Origin of the sequence: Scytonema sp. PCC 10023 (genome assembly GCF_963920835.1) — a bacterium.
Classification (GTDB): Bacteria; Cyanobacteriota; Cyanobacteriia; order Cyanobacteriales; family Nostocaceae; genus Kalymmatonema.
Map to the genome: position 1 here is coordinate 38,774 of NZ_CAWUDP010000059.1, position 16,889 is coordinate 55,662.

Below are 16,889 nucleotides of genomic sequence, written 5' to 3' on the forward strand. Positions count from 1 at the left end.
GCGGTTTAAAATCTCAACTATGTCTTCAATTCCTACAATCAAAAGTATATACACAGATGGTGCTTGCACTGGCAACCCCGGTCCTGGCGGTTGGGGCGTAGTCGTCTACTTCGATGATGGTTCCATCCACGAAATGGGCGGTGCATCCACCCGAACCACCAACAATAAGATGGAGATGCAAGCTGCGATCGCCGCCCTCCAATTTTTAAAAGACTCCGGACAAACTGAACCGATCCCCCTCTACACTGACAGCGAATACCTCATCAACTGCGTTACCAAATGGGTTAAAGGCTGGAAAAAGAAAGGCTGGAAAAAGGCAGACGGAAATCCCGTTCTTAACCAAGATTTGTTGGAAACCTTGGATGACCTTAATCACCCACGGGTAAAGTGGGAGTATGTCCGTGGTCATGCAGGTAATGTTGGTAACGAACGCTGTGATGCGATCGCCCGCGCCTTCGCCAATGGCAAAACCCTATCCCTGCAACAACAAGATTTATCTCATTTTCACCAAGTCTTTGAGCAAAAAAGCGAGGTAAATGTATCAAGAGGATCTGATTTTGATACAAACTCTACAATAATTAACAAAAAGACACAAGAAATCAGTACTCTGGCAACAGATATAACCAATATGGAACCACATACCCACTCTACTGCTTCAGTCAGCGAGGAATTACCTCGAGAAATCAGGGTAACGCAACTCCGCAACTTAGTTGAAACCTTACGTATTGCTGACGAAATTGCTGAAAAAGGCTACCTTATCACTAGTTCCGAACTCGCAGACTTGATGGATGTCCACGCCAGCGCTGTTACCAGTCGTGGAGACGAGTGGCGCTGGCGGAACTGGATAGTATCACGAGTGCGACGCGAAGGCAACCAAATTCTTTGGGAACTGGAACGGGGGGACCAAGTGGAAAATGAAGAGTGAAGAAGAACGCAGAACACAGAACCCAGAACACAGAATATTGACAATTTGACACTCCTCGCCCTATAAGGGCGAGGATTCTTTCATCACGGGGAGCGCAACCGCTTTACCCTCAGAAAGCATCTTGACCGTGTGCCCCACGGCTGCAAGTCCCCGTATGAGAACTACTTGAGCGGCTGCGACATCTCTGTCGGTCCTATAGCCGCAATGGTGGCATGAGTGTGTACGCAAAGACAAGTCTTTCTTACCTGTCTCGGTGAGGCAGTTGGGACAAATCTGGCTAGTCTTTTTGCTATTAACTTTAAGAAAGAATACACCGCGTTTGCGGCAACACTGTTCTAGTACATCAAAAAACTGACCCCATCCAGCATCTAGACAATGCTTACCTAAAAAGCCGCGAGCTAGTCCCTTGAGGTTCAAGTCTTCTGCAAATATCATCCCTGCCCAATCACAAAGATTGTGGGACAGGAGCCAGTGATAGTATGCCCTTACGTTAGCGATACGCTCATGCAATTTACTCACCTTAAACTGTGCTTTCTTACGGTTGTTTGACCCAAAAACCTTTCTTGATACACTGCGTTGCAGCAATTTAAGCTTGCGTTCGAGCTTCTTGAAAGGTCGTGGATTGGGAAACAATTTTCCGTTAGAAACAGCAGCAAAGTGACTTATTCCTACATCAATTCCAATCGGTTCTCCATGAGGGGTTATAGATGGAACTTCAACATTCCATTGTAACGTTATCATGGCGTACCAACCACTAACACGACGAACTATTCGTACCTGCCCTACTTTGGCATCACTTGGAATCTCTCTAGATTGACGGAACTTAACCCATCCTATGACTGGAAGTTTGATACGGCTGTTTTCTATTGATCCAGCGCTCATTTGCGGAAAAACAAATGACCGCATCGTTCCCACTTTTTTGAATCTGGGAAAGCCGTGGTTCTGTTCCCACATACTAACAAACGCTTGCTCTAGCCTTCTGAGCGTTTGTTGCAAAACCTGAGATTGCACTTTCTGCAAAGCTGGACTAGTTTTTCTATAAGCCGTCAATGACTTGCACTGATTGGCATAAGTTGGGCGTTTGCTATCTGCCGGAATAATGTATTCTGACCGAAGTGAGCAAGCATTTATCTGACAACTACGAGATTTAAACCAGTCCTTGCGCTCAGCTAGAGCATAGTTATAGACACGACGGCATTGTTCCAGCCAGTCGGCAAAAATGGTTGTTTGTTCCGCTGTCGGCTTGAGTTTGAATTCGTACGTCAGGCTAAACACTTGCATCACCTCCTTTCTGTATCATACATTTTTTTAAGAAATGCGGCTCCATTTCTTAAAACCTTCCGAGACAAACAAAAGCCGCCCTAGAAGGGCGGGGCTTTAGACCCAGTTTTTTGGTAAAATTCGGGAGTCTCTTAGTTTCACTCATTCTTCTGAGTTCTGACAACTGAGTTCTGAGTTCTTTCTTCTATCTTCCATCTTCTACCTTCAGTATTTTCGCCCTCGCCACTCTGTTGGAGTGCGGAATGCAGATAAGAAAATCCGCAGCACCGCTACTGGATCAGCTAGAGGTGATAGCCAGAACAACCAGCCACCGTTTGCTTGAGTGCGATTGCCTCCGGCACTGCGCTCCGCGCAATCGTAGGAAGGTGCGATCGCAAAAAGCATTGCAAAACGAATCACCAGTAGAAATAGATTCAGCCCCAAAAGAAGGAGGGGAGGAGAGGGGGACAACGAGACAGGGAGGGAAAGACTAAGGTAACTCAGGACAACTATGAGGGGTAGACCTTGAACTGCTGAAAGTAGCCATAAATCCCCCCAAATTTGAGCGCGGGAGGAAGCATCTTTCAAGTCAAGGCTGCGCCCCCATTGTTTCCAAGTTTCCATAGCTCCCTCATACATCCGCACCTTCAGCACTTTTGCCCCATCTAAGAAGCCGACTTTAAACCCAGAGGCGGCTATATTCCGTGCTAAGGTAACATCATCACAAAAAGAACCACTTGCACTCGTATATCCACCGACAGCCGCTAGAACAGAGCGACGACATAAAAAGCATTGCCCATTTGCCATCACCCGTTCTGGCTGGTCTGTATTAACACCAGCAGGGTCAAATCGGTAAAGCAGAGTCATCAGCAATGCTGGTTGTAGCAGGCACTCTCCTGGATATTTGAGAATGAACTGGGGTGAGAGGGAAACCAAGTCATAGCCTTGCTCTTCTGCTGTCTTCACCAAACCAGCAACCAAACCAGGTGATGGTTGTGTATCAGCATCCACACCCAGAAACCACTCACTTCCCTCTGAAGTATGCAAAAAGCCGTAATGCAACGCCCAAGGACGCCCTACCCAACCAGTGGGTAAGGGATCATCCGTCATCAGGCGAAAGCGAGGATCTTTTTGCTGTGCCGCTTTTACCAAGTCAGGTGTGCCATCACCAGACTTGCTATCTACAACGATAATTTCCCGGACTTCGTAGCTTTGCCGACTTATCGCATCTAGCAGAGGACTAATACGAAGAGCCTCATTCAGGGTGGGAATGACAACGCTGACAGCACCCAAAAGTTCTGGTGTGGGATTTTTGGGTGCAATGGGAGGAAGGCGGCTAGGTCCTTTTAGAAGGCGTGACAGCAGAATTGCTGTCGCTGGTAGTTGAATGAGTAGTAATAACAGTGAGATAGCACTTGCTATCGTCCACACGTCTAGCACAGCAAAATACCTGGCGATGGAAATCAATGCTCTATTTAACGGCAACTTTGACGTTCGCTACAGAAACTTCAGTGGTTGTTGGTGCAACAGGAACATTAGCAAATGAGGCTTTTGATCTCCACCAAAGTACCACAGCAGGAACTACGCCAATCACAAAGCCCAGCGAAACCGGGATAGCAAATCCAGCAGCTAAGCTGAGTCCAGCAGCGAAGAAAAAATTGCTGAGATAAACGATTAAGGGTACCCAGAGTTGCGATCGCTCGACTTTAATTGGTGTGTTTTTCCATAACAAGGCTGCTACTGTCATGAACAGGGCGCTAGTGCCAAACCAACCCGCATAATTTTGGTACGGTGTTCCAAAGAACGCTCCTGGATTTTCCCAATACCAAAAGGGGAGATTTGTTTGACTCATAGCTGGTTCCAATGCAAAGTCCCAGCAGGTGAACAGCATTGCGCCCAAGGCTATGGCACCTACGTGGCGCGCTAAACTGGGATTTTGAGCGACACCCAGACCGGCACGAGCAATCAGGTAAGAAGACAAGCCCACATAAAACCAGGATAAGGGAATTGTAAATGGGACAAGCCCCGCAATCTTATATCCCAAGCCACTCAAGTAAGTGTAGTCTCCAAAGGGAAACCCAGTGCTAGTTCCTAGTAATTCACTGCCCACCGATATTGACATAGCTGGCAGCATAAACCCTAGCCAAGTGCGCCATCCCAATATCCGGTATGCATAAATGGAGACAGCTATTGTCCCCAAAATAATATCTACCACACCGCCATCAGCCAAACTCAATTGCATGGCTGTTTGTCCAACGCCTCCTGAGTTCAAAATTATTTCGGCATTGGGTATGACCAATAGAATGCCTATCAGCCCAAAAGCCTTTGCCAAGATATGACCAATCAGGCTTACACGCTCAGCTATAACAAGTTGTCTCATGATAATTCCTTAACAAGACATGACACGCGGCTACTTAGCTGCTAACAGTTTACAAATGTTTAAGAAAATATTTAACAATTTGTGCGGGAATTCTTGGCAAACTTGCTTTGCTTTTATTGGGAGAGCATAACAGCCTCTTGATTTAAGGTAGAAAAAATATGATATTAAATTTATAGTCTAAGTCATTCAAGCCAAGATCTATCAACTTTCATTGCCTTTCTTTTGATGGGTTATAGTGTAGGCAAGAGATTCATCCTTTCCTACACAGTATCCTTATGCTTTCTTATCCTTTAGATAGTTCTGGAATGATAGCCTGTCCTTATAATGGGAACAACCCATGTCAATTTTGAAAAGACTTCCCTTTGTTTCCCTAGTATTACTACTGCTGACTTACACTACCTTAGGCTGGGTGATATCCAAAACATATGCTCCTGCTCGTTGGTTTATATGGCTGCTGGCTGTAATTGCTATCTTGGTTCTCCTGGCTGGCTTAACCATTTCTTGGAGAAGGCTAACAGACTATTCTTTTGTCTTATTCAAATCAAACCTCAAATCTTTTAGTATTACTGTTTTAGCGGCTTTCTTATTCTTTTTGATAATAGCCCAGTTCCGAGTATTCCTTGATACCTTGGTAATTATTGCTGCGGCTATCTTGGGAAAGATAGATTTTCAAACAGCCGGCTTCACTGAGGGGCAAGCCTTTTGCTTTTTATCTATCTTCTCTTTGACTGGGTTAGCCCTAGGTGCGCTAATCCATAAGGTCATTTGAGGAGAACTCAAAATTCAGAAACCGCAGCTAGGAACTCAGAATGACACCACGGATAAATCCGGCTAAGTCAGTATCAAATCATTTATGCGCCTACAAAGAAATTCGGTGGCAAGTGAAAAAGAACTCTCTACCCACTTGCAAAGAATTCATGCTGAATTCTGTGTGTTGAGTTAGTGAGTTCTTTGTTGGTCAGAGTCTTTGAACTCTCCCTACTTTGAAAAGCAAGGATTCTGACTGTTGTTATGACCTGGGCTAAAAGCCACAGGTCGTAACGTTGTCTCATGTTTTTGTAGAACACGTTGGCTTGTTCAAACAGCCCTACCCGCCTCGACCCTTCGACAAGCTCAGGGCTGTACGGCTACTTCGGTATCAAGCAACCATTGAAGATTTTACGCGCTTGTTGGCAACAAGTACAGACGCCCTGGCAGGGCGTCTGTACTTCTCAACACAACCAGATATCTTCAGTTGTCATGGTTCGTACCAACACATTTTTGTTATGGGTATTTCACCTGTGTTAGCATGACCTTATTATAACATCAATATGAGGTCATGCAAAAGCTTACTCTTAGATTTTCAGATAAAGAGGATCAAGATTTGACAAAGCTCTCTCAAAAAACAGAGCGTTCACGATTGGGATTTAATCCGAGAAGCTGTTAGGCAATACATTGAAAGAGAAACAACAAGTTAAAACTTGTTGTGTCGGGTTTCATCCCCCCCTTAAAACACAGATGTAGTTTGACGCACGGAGGAAAACTACATCTTCAGGGCTTCTCACCCTCCTACTTTATTTTGATAGTCAAGAGTTAATAGTTGTTATCGACTCTTGACTATAGACTTTTGACCTAACTTACAACAGCCTCAGTTGCCGCAGCTACTGGGTAAACGCTAAGTTTTTTACGGTTTTTCCCCTTGCGTTCAAACGTGACCACGCCGTCAACTAAAGCAAACAGAGTGTCATCACTGCCAATACCGACGTTGTTACCAGGGTGAAATTTAGTGCCACGCTGGCGCACTAGGATATTTCCCGCCCGGACAACTTGACCGCCGTAACGCTTAACACCCAATCTTTGAGCATTAGAGTCACGACCGTTACGTGTACTACCTGTTCCTTTCTTATGAGCCATAATTTCCTCTTGTATTTCTACTTCTTTTATCTATTATTCAGTAGCAGTTTCTTCAACAGGTTGGTTGTCAGCAGCCTCTGGAGTTTCAGTTGTTGCAACTGGTTCAGCAGCAACATCGATAGTCTGTTGAGTTTCATTATTCTCCGTACCAGTGGCAACTGGTTCTGTCACCTCAGCATTTTGTGTGAGAGCGATCGCGCTGTCTTCTGAGGCAAGAACTGAACCATCAACGCTAATTGAGTTAATCAACAATCTGGTGATTTCCTGGCGATGACCCCGCTTTTTCCGGGTTTTCTTTTTAGGTTTCATTTTATACACCAGGACTTTGCGACCTCTAAGATGCCGCAACACCGTTCCTTCTACCTTTGCCCCTGCCACATGCGGCTGTCCTATGGTGACTTCGCCGTTATGCTGTACTAACAATACTGCTTCTATGGTAACTTTCTCGTCCGGTTCGACCGAAAGCAGTTCAATATCATAAAAGCGACCTGGTTCGACTCGTAATTGTTTGCCGCCAGTTTCAATAATTGCGTAGGTCATGGAATTGTCCTTGAGGTTGCCGTACAGGTAGCTGGATCGTATGCTCTTGACAAAGCTTTCCAGCTTTTGCATTGTCTTTACCTGATCCGAGCAGGAATTAGACACACGATCTATAAATATACCCTAAGGACTAAGTTTTTGTCAAAGTAAAACAGGATCAACCCTTCACCAGACAAGAGTTCTCGAACAACACTTTTAGACTTTGAGTGTTTTTATCTAAAGCTAGGAGTGGCAACTAGATTTTCGCAAGCAGGTGCAAAAGATGGCACAGATAAAGAGCAAGCCTTCCATCCAGATTTCACTGATACATTAAACAATCGGCACGTACCACCACGCTGACCTTCTGGAGTGTAATATCGACAGTACCGACAAGCTGAAACACAGGATTTTAAGGTTGTCATAACTAGCTCTTAAAATTAAATAAAAATCTTCGTTGGTTAAAAATTGGTTTTATTCCCTAATAAGTATGTCAACATTTTCTTGAGAAAAGCATAGAAATTAGATGTTTTTATGAAAAAGTTTGCATTACGAAATATTATTTTACGTGAAAAATAGTAGTTATTTATACTTAGGTATGAGAAATAAAGTTTGTATGACCTCACTGAAAATATGAAGATATAGCAATCCGGTTAGATTTTTTCAAAAATCTAAGTATTTGTAGCGTGGGCAATGCCAGCCGTTTCAACGCGAACAAATGAACTAGGATTTTGAAATCTGAAAACCTCTGCCAGTCAGGAATGTGAGATACAACTTCGATGTATCCTTAAGATATAAGGGCGAGTTTGGGTGTCAAGATGCTATGCTCCATTTTTGAACAATTTGTCCTGTGAAAGTCCAGTAAGTGTAATGGCAGGAGGATTAATGGAGCGTGTATTTGCCCCGGAACGGATCGATAAATTATTTGAAACTCACGCGAAAGTACAGCAAAGCGCAAGAATTAGTATTTTCTAGCCAAGTAGATTTGATGAGTTTGGTGGTGTGTGGAATTCAAAAATCGGTTCATGCGGCCTATAAAGCTAGAGCAACAAACCTGATTGTCAGCTCGACTTTATCCATTTTCCAGCAACGCGATAAGCCGGAGGCTTGACGCTCCTTTGTATCGCATACGCTAAAACCCTTATGGAGCCTAGGCTTTGACTTTTTAAATCTCGGCAAAATTAGTGATGTAGGAAAAAGTTTTTGCCACAAAGCTATAAATGAATGCCAAATAACAAGGTTTACGCGGCTTAATTGGATAAAGTCGAGCTAAGCGGAGTTTTTACTGTCGATGCCGATCGCTGATTTTTAGTCTCAACTCCACTCACAACTACGAGAGTTAACACACGCTAAAATTGCTCGAAAATACCTCTTTTCCTGGTCATCTGCAACTTGTGTCATTGAAATGACTCACTAGTTCATTTGTTCGCGTTGAAAGGGCTGAGTGCGTTCAGCCCAAGCTGCGTTCTGTGTTCTTCTTAAGATTTCTCTAGTAATTTCTTGAGCGCAAACTATAGTTAAAGATTTTCCCAGTTGTAAACAGTTGAGATCCAGTTATTAATAAAGTACAGGATGCAAGCATGGCGACAAGAGATACTAGCGTAAAGGCATTACTCGTAAAAAGCATGATTGTAAATCCTAGGGCTATCAAAAACCATGCTAAATTCTGGTATTGACGACGCCAGGTGAGGACTACAACCCCTACAAAGCATAGAAGGGCACCTGGAATGCGTACAGAAATACCAATCTGAGTATTCACTGTTAAAATCAAAATTCCTGCAACCATCATCACCAAGCCTACAACCTTACCCAAACGCTCCTTTGCAGATGGTTTCGTGTTCGGAACCAATTCAATCTGAAGTACTGTGGGTGGATTATTCAGTATGGTATTATCAGATGGATTAACTATTTCTTGTTTGTGTAGAAATATAAATGTTACTTTACCGCCATGACCTAGGTCTATTTTATCTCCCAACTTAAGCGGATAGCGCTTTGTAGGCTCTAGCTTAATATTGTTGAGATATGTGCCATTGGCGCTGCCCATATCAACAAGATAATAAGTATTTTTCTCTACTTGAATCTCTGCATGAAGTCGAGAAACAAAATCGGCATTTGGCAAGGTTGAAACATTGATATCTGGCATGATTTTGTCTTTTGGCTTGCCTAAGCGAATAACAGAAAAATTCTGCGGCAACTCAAAAGAAGTGTCGGTTTGAACATGAAACAGCTCTAAAATCAGCCCGGTTGTCTGTGATCTGCCTGGGTTTTGCATGGCTTGTTTTTACGGAGCAATTTCTCAATAAATCTAGATTGCCTTGTTTAGTGGCAAAAATGGTATATGTAATAATTCTCTATATTATTGTCTCAATTCTAATACTTCTACTATCTGTTATTTGTAACATCTTATATTAAGCTCATCAACTCTTTACGTGTGGAACACGGCAGATTCACTTTGTGTTAGTATAGCAGACTACTCCACAGAAAATATGTCTGCTGTTACCAGCTTCTCCAAAAAAGCTTCAAGTTCATCAGTAAGTTTGGTTTCGCACAGTATGCCCTCTGGAGCCACTGTGAAAAATTATTCTCATCATACAGTACGTAAAACAACGTCGGAGTATAAATATTCTTCACATTCAGACTTTTTACAGTTTCACGAAAATTACTCAAAATTGCCCAGCCTTTGCAGCGAGCGCGGTTTTATTAACCCAAGTTGCAGGTTATCAAATGCTGGATGTTTTGTGACTGTCAATTCAGGCGATCGCGCACAAGAAGTTGGCGATGGCACGTAGCGCCATCGCGGCTTTGACTCCATCAAAAGTACAAGTCTGGAATCAAAATTAAATATAATACATTATTTAAGTCAAAAACGCTTGTCGAAGAGTAAAAGCCAAAATAAATGCTCTCAACCTAGGAAAAAACCCTTGATAAGTGACTGCATGAATCGATTTGGGGAAAGTGCTACTTTTAATCCTTGTTTATCGTCTCTCCTAATAAAATACGGACATTTTTTGTATTCTGTGCTACCTTAGCAAGGTAAATTCTGAAACAAGAAAAATGTTTAATAGAAAAATATACCAAATTGACTCTGTTTATGGAATAGCGCGTGATATTCCTTTAAATTATGTGGAAAGACATGAAGTTGACGAAAAACTTAAAGAGAACTTAAATAGAAACAGACATATTGTTATATACGGTAGTTCAAAACAAGGTAAAACATCCTTAAGAAAGCACTGCCTCGATTCTAAGGATTATATTATTATTCAGTGCTCTAATCGTTGGGAATTAGCAAATATACATTCTGCAATTCTTAAAGCAGCAGGTTATCAAATTGAACAATCAGTAAAAAAGACGGCTTCTGGTAAACAAAAAATTACGGCTCACTTTGAAGGTCAAACGGGCTTTTTTGATATTATTAAAGGGAAAGCATCAACTTCAGGTGAAGCAGAACATGGAAAATCAACTGAAATTACACAGAGAAATTTAGATCTTGACCCAGAGGATGTAAATGACGTTATTGCAGCACTAAAAGCAATTGATTTTAAAAAATATATTGTATTAGAAGATTTTCATTATCTTTCTACAGAAACTCAAAAGGATTTTGCAGTTGCCTTAAAAGCTTTTCATGAAGGCTCTAAGTTTTGCTTTATCATTATAGGTGTTTGGCTAGAGGAAAATAGGCTAATTGTCTACAATGGTGATTTAACTGGACGTGTAATTGCAGTCGATGCTGATAAATGGACTAGTAACGAATTACTTTCAGTTATTGATAAAGGCGCTGAATTACTAAATATACAATTCTCAAAAGAATTTAAACAAACTCTTATACGCGAATCTTATGACAGTGTTTACATCGTTCAAGAGGTTTGTGCGAAAGCGTGCCGTGAAAAAGGAATTTCTGAAACCCAGAGAGAAGAGCAAATTATTGACAATCATCGAGATGTGACTGAGCTAATAAAGATAGTTGTCAATCAGCAGAGTGGACGCTATATGTCCTTCATAAATCAATTCTCTGAAGGTTTTCAAGACACACGCCTTGAGATGTATAGATGGCTTTTATATGCTATCTTAACAGTTAATTCAAAAGAGTTACAGCAAGGGCTTAGTTACGCTCGAATACGTGAAATACTTCAACAGAACCACCCTCAAAGAAAAGACCTTAATCCAGGCAATTTAACTCAGGCTTTACAATCAACGGCATCACTTCAGGTTAAAAAAGATATCAAGCCAATAATTTTAGATTATGACCAGACAAACAGACGATTAAACGTTGTTGATAGATGGTTTTTTATTTGGCTTGGCAATCAGGATACAAAAGAATTACTGAAAGCGTCTGAAATCGATATTATGCTTTAGAGTTATGAATTTTGGAGTAGATTACGGAAGATAGATTAAAAGAGCAGTACGGGAAGGACGTGAGAGTCTAGAAACGCCAGACGAAAGGCCTGTTAGGGGGTCTTTAACTGTAGCTCTTTAAGCGATGGCGTTCCTCTCCTTGTCCTAAGAACCAGTCCTAAAACTTTCGGTTGGGTGACGAATCACAATGGTTTCCTGCGCTTCCGATGCTCATTATGGTCATGGTAACTGCGCTTCAGTCGGATACCTCTCAAATTCGTCCTCCATGTCACACGTTTTGCCTCCGCCGGAAAGCTTAACATCTGGGAACTGGCACACCAGTTAAGCTAAGGCAAGGGGTACCTTATTGATGGAAGATGGCTTTGAGATTAAGCGCCCTGTTTAAGATTCTCAAAACTTCCACTGTTTCATCAATAATCCGATAGAAGATAAGGTATTTGCCCTCAATGAGACACAGAAGACCTGGGGCAAGGTCGTTACGTCGGTGCTCATAGCCAAAAGCCCAGTCTTGTGACTGGGCTTTAATAAGAGACAGTGGGTTACGTCCCGTTCGGCTAATTATAAGAGATTAGATATAAGTGATTACGCTAATAATATCTACCACAACAGGCATATTAATTCCGGAAAAAATCAACAAGAAATTTAACTTCAAGATTGGAGCAGCTTTCGGTAGAATCAGGCAGCACTAAATTGCAAAGGGGAGAAAAGCTGTGAGCGCGACGTATACCGGAGGCTGTCAATGTGGACAAATTCGTTATAAAATCGGTGCTGAACCGTTAACTCTCTATCTGTGCCACTGTCAAGAGTGTCAGAAACAATCCTCCAGTGCTTTTGGAATGTCCCTCACTGTACCACGAGATGCTGTTGTTATTATCCAAGGACAACCGAAAGCTTGGACTCGTAAAGCCGATAGTGGACGTGAGGTGACTTGTCTGTTCTGCGGTGACTGTGGGACGCGACTGTTTCATGAGCGGACTTACAGCCAAGAAACCATCAATGTCAAAGCTGGAACGCTAGATGACACAAGTTGGTTACGCCCTGTGGGTAACCTTTGGACACGTAGCGCTCAGCCGTGGGTGATGATTTCAGACGAGATGCTCAACTACGAGGGACAGCCAAAGGATGTGCGTCCTTTGTGGGAGAAATGGGCAGAACAGCATTCATGAAACTTTGAAAAGAGCTATTGTTACTCTTGTTTCACAGTAGCGTATGCCCAATCCAACCACGGTAGCAACGCTTCAATATCCGCTGTTTCTACTGTAGCTCCACCCCAAATCCTGATTCCAGGCGGTGCGGCACGGTAGGATGCGATATCAAAAGCGACTTCTTGCTTTTCCAGAAGTTTCGCCAGTTTCTTAGCGGATTCTGCCTGCTTTTCTGGGCTTAGGGCTGTAAACCAATCATCAACAATCTTGAGGCAAATCGAGGTACAAGAACGAGTTTCTGGCTTCTCTGCCAGGAATGCAGCCCAACTACTTTGCTCAACCCAGCGGGCAATTGTTGCTAGATTTGCTTCGCTACGACGAATCAAGCCTGGTAGCCCGCCAATACTCTCTGCCCAAAGTAATCCATCAAGCGCATCTTCCACACACAGCATCGATGGCGTGTTGATGGTGTCGCCTTTGAAAATTCCTTCTATGAGCTTACCTTTTTGTGTCAAGCGAAAAAGCTTCGGTATCGGCCAAGCTGGTTGATAACTTTCCAGGCGTTCAACAGCGCGAGGTGAAAGTACGATGACTCCATGCTGTGCTTCTCCTCCTAGTACCTTTTGCCAAGAGTATGTCACAACATCTAATTTTTCCCAAGGTATTTCCATTGCGAAAACAGCAGAGGTGGCATCGCAAATAGTCAAACCTTGGCGATCGCCTTTTATCCAATCGCCATTGGGTACCCTAACACCTGATGTTGTGCCATTCCATAAAAATACGACATCATGACTCAAATCAACTTGATTGAGGTCTGGCAAACTGCCATAAGTTGCTTTAATAACGTTGAGATCAGGTAACTTCAGTTCGTCTACGACATCTTTAACCCATTCCAAACCAAAGCTTTCCCATGCCAAGATATCAAGGGGGAGCTTTCCCAACAGTGACCACAATGCCATTTCCACTGCGCCTGTATCGGAAGCGGGAACGATTCCTAAGCGATAATCAGCAGGAACACCGAGAATCGCTTTGGAGCGCTCAATGACTTCCTCTATACGAGCCTTGCCAGCCGCAGAACGATGAGAGCGACCTACACAGGCGTTTTCCAGCTTGGAAACAGACCAGCCTGGGCGTTTCGCGCAAGGACCGGAGGAAAAATGAGGAATCCGTGGTTTTGTTGTTGGAGGAGTAAGATGTGGTGACATACAAGATACTTTAGTACAGATGCGACCTAGTCGAAGGTCGTAACCCGCTATTACTTTACGTCTTGGTTTGTCCTAGGTCAACAGTCAAAATTTATGAACTTCTGCACAAAATATAGATGTCTAATGGTAATCAATTGACTGTTACTTTTTCTTCGGGGAAACAACCTCAAACTCGAAAAAACCAATACGACGGTCATCAACGTAGACTGCGATCGTATGTTTCCCAGTAGGATCGCCAGAAGCAATAGTCCAAAAGTTTTCAATGACTCCTTTGTTTGCTAACTGTGTGCGCTTCGTTACTGCTTCCTTACCATTAGGTGATATTGAAAAATTTTCACCACTTGCTGTACTCCAAGTATTAGGTAGTTTTGGTAATCGAAGGATTTCTCGCCATGTGACTTCATTTTGGTTATCTTGAAGCTGAATGCGCCATCCATAGCGTTTTCCCTCTTTAAGTGGCACTTTAGTTGTGGGGATAAAGCTCATGCTGTTAGTATCATCTCTTAAAACCCCAAACTCAGCTTTCTTCACAGTCATCGTTTTAGTATTGACTGATTGGGAAGATACGATGTCATTCACAGCTAAAGAAGATACAACCCATGATGTTAGCCAGCAAGAAGCTAGCACTGTGCCGTAAGCTAATTTTTTCATTAGCATCAGTTTTTTGTTAAAAAGTGCTTTTTAATTCATATATGAATGAATCTCCTTTTTTCAGATAAACTGCTGACATTTTTGATGGATTAATGTTAAGTTTTGCTTATAGCACTTAGGGACTTCCAATTAAAAAAATCTCCAATTTGTAAGTAATCCACCGAAACAATGGTGGGTTACGGCGCTGCGGCAAGTCCTGCATGTAAAACCTCAACTGTCGTGCGCCTAACCCACCCTACATAATGGATAATTTATTTTTTGGTACTCCCTTAGAGCAAGTCAAACTCCCCATCAGTTAAAAAAGATTCATTAACAGTTAAAGTAGTAATTTACACTGCATTCAGCACGTTCGTCACGCGCTAAAACACTGTAGAACCGGGATTAATTGTTCATGTACCTAACTTAAATTTCAGTCAATATAAACATTTAATACCCACGAAATGCATTTAGGTTGCAACGAGAAGCATGGGTCTCTAACTTGCTCAACGCATACCAAGTGAATAGTTCAATGATGCCATCGCTTGCCAGAAAGTGTTCTGCTTGAAAAGCCTGGACTGCTTGCTCAGTTTTTGCTCCAAAAATACCATCAATGGCACCATAGTAGTAGCCACCAGCTTTGAGGGTTTCTTGAACAGCTTTGACTATAGTTCCCGTATTGCCAATATAAAGTTTTGGCAAGCTACCAGATCCCTGGCACAAATATGCCCAAGTCTTTTCTCCCACAACCCCGTCTATAGTTAAGAAAGCAAGACACTGCAAGTATTTCACAGCATCTTGGGTTTGTCGGTCAAAGTAACCTGTGGTAGAAACTGATAAAGGATATCTTGATACGGTATCTAGTTGAACGAGCCTTTGGTTTAGGGCTTTCTGCATTTCTTTAACAATTTGACCGTACGCACCAAATTGTAAGGTTGGTTTCTTTGTAGGGAATCGAGTTCCAACAGACAGAATCATAATGTCACTTTAAGATGTAAGGAGATCTTAAAGACTTATAAAAGAAACATTAAAGTTCCCTAAAATCATTACGTCAAAACAAAGAATTCTTTTTTGGATACCAGTACCTTTGTCAAATATTTTTCTGCTCAAATCCGCTCACTAGATGTTAAATATACATAATAAGCGAGCAATCAACAAAAAAATAGTATAAAAAATTACTTAAAAAGTCAAAAAAATAAAGTAGATTTGGGGATTACTCTTGCTCGTATTGTAGTACAATTGTTCTAGTAGAAAGACTTTTGGTCTTGGGGAGCATCGCAATCATGCGGGCAGTTTGTGCCAATGCCCTTTGGGCACGCACTCGCGTTCGCAAGAAAGCACTGCACTACAACCAGCAATCGCCCTTGATTGGGGTAGGAGTTACAAATGCTCAGCCGTTTGACATTCGTTAGTCTGCTTGTGAAGCATTATAATCCAGCGCTTCACAGGTAGACCTGTGAAGCTTGGATTTGAATGACAGATGATGGTGAACACAAAGTAGGCGATCGCGCGGAGCGCAGTGCCCTCGTGCCCAATCGCGATTCGGAGCAGAGGCATTGCCAATCGCTCGGTAACACTCGCCGTCAAGGGGCAGAATGACTTAGAAATCGTACTTCATTAGCATCATACAGGCAATCAACCAAATTCTTTCTTTAATAAGATTGAGTTTACAGATTCCTCCTACTCTTCTACACCCATAGTGAATTTCTAAAAAAACAGTATTATTTCATACCATGACGACAAAAGTGAAAAGCGCAATTGCAGCTCAAGGTGACGAACAAGCAATTGCAAAATCGGACTTTGAGCAACAATATTTAGAAGAACAAGCTGAAGAACAAGCTAATGCTGTCAAAAGGCTTATTGACGACAGTATTTCCTTTGAAATGCTAGCTGATGCCACCGAAACAATTCTGCGTCATGCTTTTTGGTTAGCTAGGCAAAAACAGAAGCGCTCATTAAGGGAGTATAGAAAGCTACTTCTTGACCAGGGTTGGAAAGGCGAGGAAAAAAGATATCTCAAGATTGCGGCTGCATTTCAAAAGTTTTCGCCCCAAGAGTTAGCACAAATTGAACCAAGCACCGTATATCATCTAGCAGAAAACAACAAGAAGTACAAGCAAGTCATAGACAGGCTACTAGACTTAACTGCAATCACCCAAGAGGCTGTGCGTTCCCTCATGAGAGAAAAGCGCACCTCTAGAGAAGTAAAACCTGAAAAACCAAGTATTTGGCGACGCACAAACAATGGAGGGAGGTATTGCCAAATTCCACCGATACACGAAACAGAGGAACAAACTGGGACTACCTTGCAAAAAATGATGGATGAGGAGGGTTTGAGCGCACAGAATATTGTCGCAGAAGCTGTCGCTCTAAGGCAAGCTTACAAGGAAGGGCGGCTGGCATTTGTGGAAAAAAAGGCAATTTAATTTTAAGTTTGCCAGCATTTTGTCTTTTTTGGACTTTCGTAAAAAATCCGCAGTAGGGGATCAAGCTGCATTGTGAGTCTAAACTGTTAAATTCAATAGTCTAAAAAACCCGGTTTTTCAAACAAACCGGTTTTTTTTACTTAAAAGCTATTTGTAAAT

The 16,889-nt window shown here is 42.4% G+C and carries 19 protein-coding genes and 1 pseudogene; 9 read left to right on the forward strand and 11 right to left on the reverse strand.

Features of this window, described 5'->3' with window-relative positions; all coding sequences use genetic code 11:
- The first annotated feature begins 19 nt into the window (after positions 1-19).
- Positions 20-925 (forward strand): ribonuclease HI, encoded by a 906-nt coding sequence (rnhA, locus tag ACM0OZ_RS29960; RefSeq protein WP_414586484.1) that lies wholly within the window; start codon positions 20-22, stop codon positions 923-925.
- 60 nt (positions 926-985) lie between these two features.
- Here rnhA and ACM0OZ_RS29965 read toward each other — a convergent pair whose 3' ends face one another.
- The 3 genes from ACM0OZ_RS29965 to cruF form a co-directional block, all read right to left on the reverse strand.
- Positions 986-2,200 carry an RNA-guided endonuclease InsQ/TnpB family protein gene (locus tag ACM0OZ_RS29965; protein WP_414586485.1) on the reverse strand — a complete coding sequence of 405 codons (1,215 nt, stop codon included), beginning with the start codon at positions 2,198-2,200 and terminating at the stop codon, positions 986-988.
- Between the two features lie 210 nt (positions 2,201-2,410).
- Positions 2,411-3,625: a 2'-O-glycosyltransferase CruG gene (cruG, locus tag ACM0OZ_RS29970; RefSeq protein ID WP_414586486.1), complete on the reverse strand. Its 1,215-nt coding sequence runs from the start codon at positions 3,623-3,625 to the stop codon at positions 2,411-2,413.
- A gap of 31 nt (positions 3,626-3,656) precedes the next feature.
- Positions 3,657-4,565: a gamma-carotene 1'-hydroxylase CruF gene (gene cruF / locus ACM0OZ_RS29975; protein ID WP_414586487.1), complete on the reverse strand. Its 909-nt coding sequence runs from the start codon at positions 4,563-4,565 to the stop codon at positions 3,657-3,659.
- A 337-nt stretch (positions 4,566-4,902) separates the two neighbouring features.
- On the opposite strand from cruF, the gene ACM0OZ_RS29980 reads away from it, so the two are divergent.
- On the forward strand, positions 4,903-5,334 hold the full coding sequence (locus ACM0OZ_RS29980; protein ID WP_414586488.1) for a hypothetical protein: 432 nt from the start codon (positions 4,903-4,905) through the stop codon (positions 5,332-5,334).
- A gap of 274 nt (positions 5,335-5,608) precedes the next feature.
- On the forward strand, positions 5,609-5,857 hold the full coding sequence (locus ACM0OZ_RS29985) for a hypothetical protein (RefSeq protein ID WP_414586489.1): 249 nt from the start codon (positions 5,609-5,611) through the stop codon (positions 5,855-5,857).
- 319 nt (positions 5,858-6,176) lie between these two features.
- On the opposite strand, the gene rpmA is transcribed toward ACM0OZ_RS29985, so the two are convergent.
- From rpmA to ACM0OZ_RS30000, 3 genes and pseudogenes are all read right to left on the reverse strand, one after another.
- Positions 6,177-6,458: a 50S ribosomal protein L27 gene (gene rpmA, locus ACM0OZ_RS29990; protein WP_096562443.1), complete on the reverse strand. Its 282-nt coding sequence runs from the start codon at positions 6,456-6,458 to the stop codon at positions 6,177-6,179.
- A gap of 153 nt (positions 6,459-6,611) precedes the next feature.
- Positions 6,612-6,998 (reverse strand): annotated as a pseudogene (rplU, locus tag ACM0OZ_RS29995) (50S ribosomal protein L21); the annotation flags it as partial.
- Positions 6,999-7,210: 212 nt separating this feature from the next.
- Positions 7,211-7,399, reverse strand: a complete 189-nt coding sequence (locus ACM0OZ_RS30000) for a hypothetical protein (protein ID WP_414586490.1) — start codon at positions 7,397-7,399, stop codon at positions 7,211-7,213.
- Between the two features lie 500 nt (positions 7,400-7,899).
- Between ACM0OZ_RS30000 and ACM0OZ_RS30005 the strand changes: the two genes are divergently transcribed.
- Positions 7,900-8,085: a hypothetical protein gene (locus tag ACM0OZ_RS30005; protein WP_414586491.1), complete on the forward strand. Its 186-nt coding sequence runs from the start codon at positions 7,900-7,902 to the stop codon at positions 8,083-8,085.
- 378 nt (positions 8,086-8,463) lie between these two features.
- Here ACM0OZ_RS30005 and ACM0OZ_RS30010 read toward each other — a convergent pair whose 3' ends face one another.
- Together ACM0OZ_RS30010 and ACM0OZ_RS30015 are read right to left on the reverse strand one after the other, a co-directional pair.
- Entirely contained in the window at positions 8,464-9,246 is a 783-nt protein-coding gene (locus tag ACM0OZ_RS30010; RefSeq protein ID WP_414586492.1) for an FHA domain-containing protein, read from the reverse strand.
- A gap of 387 nt (positions 9,247-9,633) precedes the next feature.
- Complete coding sequence (locus ACM0OZ_RS30015) at positions 9,634-9,786, reverse strand: hypothetical protein (protein ID WP_414586493.1); 153 nt, start codon at positions 9,784-9,786, stop codon at positions 9,634-9,636.
- 242 nt (positions 9,787-10,028) lie between these two features.
- Here ACM0OZ_RS30015 and ACM0OZ_RS30020 point away from each other — a divergent pair, with 242 nt between their 5' ends.
- Both ACM0OZ_RS30020 and ACM0OZ_RS30025 read left to right on the forward strand, forming a co-directional pair.
- On the forward strand, positions 10,029-11,327 hold the full coding sequence (locus tag ACM0OZ_RS30020) for a hypothetical protein (RefSeq protein ID WP_414586494.1): 1,299 nt from the start codon (positions 10,029-10,031) through the stop codon (positions 11,325-11,327).
- A gap of 710 nt (positions 11,328-12,037) precedes the next feature.
- Positions 12,038-12,493, forward strand: coding sequence for a GFA family protein (locus ACM0OZ_RS30025; protein WP_414586495.1), 456 nt, complete (start codon positions 12,038-12,040; stop codon positions 12,491-12,493).
- A 20-nt stretch (positions 12,494-12,513) separates the two neighbouring features.
- Here ACM0OZ_RS30025 and ACM0OZ_RS30030 read toward each other — a convergent pair whose 3' ends face one another.
- The 3 genes from ACM0OZ_RS30030 to ACM0OZ_RS30040 form a co-directional block, all read right to left on the reverse strand.
- Entirely contained in the window at positions 12,514-13,677 is a 1,164-nt protein-coding gene (locus tag ACM0OZ_RS30030) for a phosphoserine transaminase (RefSeq protein ID WP_414586496.1), read from the reverse strand.
- Between the two features lie 141 nt (positions 13,678-13,818).
- On the reverse strand, positions 13,819-14,328 hold the full coding sequence (locus tag ACM0OZ_RS30035; RefSeq protein WP_414586497.1) for a hypothetical protein: 510 nt from the start codon (positions 14,326-14,328) through the stop codon (positions 13,819-13,821).
- A gap of 426 nt (positions 14,329-14,754) precedes the next feature.
- Positions 14,755-15,282 carry a peptidoglycan-binding domain-containing protein gene (locus tag ACM0OZ_RS30040; protein WP_414586498.1) on the reverse strand — a complete coding sequence of 176 codons (528 nt, stop codon included), beginning with the start codon at positions 15,280-15,282 and terminating at the stop codon, positions 14,755-14,757.
- A 305-nt stretch (positions 15,283-15,587) separates the two neighbouring features.
- Between ACM0OZ_RS30040 and ACM0OZ_RS30045 the strand changes: the two genes are divergently transcribed.
- From ACM0OZ_RS30045 to ACM0OZ_RS30055, 3 genes are all read left to right on the forward strand, one after another.
- Positions 15,588-15,716: a hypothetical protein gene (locus ACM0OZ_RS30045; protein WP_414586499.1), complete on the forward strand. Its 129-nt coding sequence runs from the start codon at positions 15,588-15,590 to the stop codon at positions 15,714-15,716.
- Positions 15,717-15,777: 61 nt separating this feature from the next.
- A complete protein-coding gene (locus ACM0OZ_RS30050; protein WP_414586500.1) occupies positions 15,778-15,903 on the forward strand; it encodes a hypothetical protein in 126 nt (41 codons plus the stop codon).
- Between the two features lie 134 nt (positions 15,904-16,037).
- Positions 16,038-16,730 (forward strand): hypothetical protein, encoded by a 693-nt coding sequence (locus tag ACM0OZ_RS30055; protein ID WP_414586501.1) that lies wholly within the window; start codon positions 16,038-16,040, stop codon positions 16,728-16,730.
- The last annotated feature ends 159 nt before the right edge of the window (positions 16,731-16,889 follow it).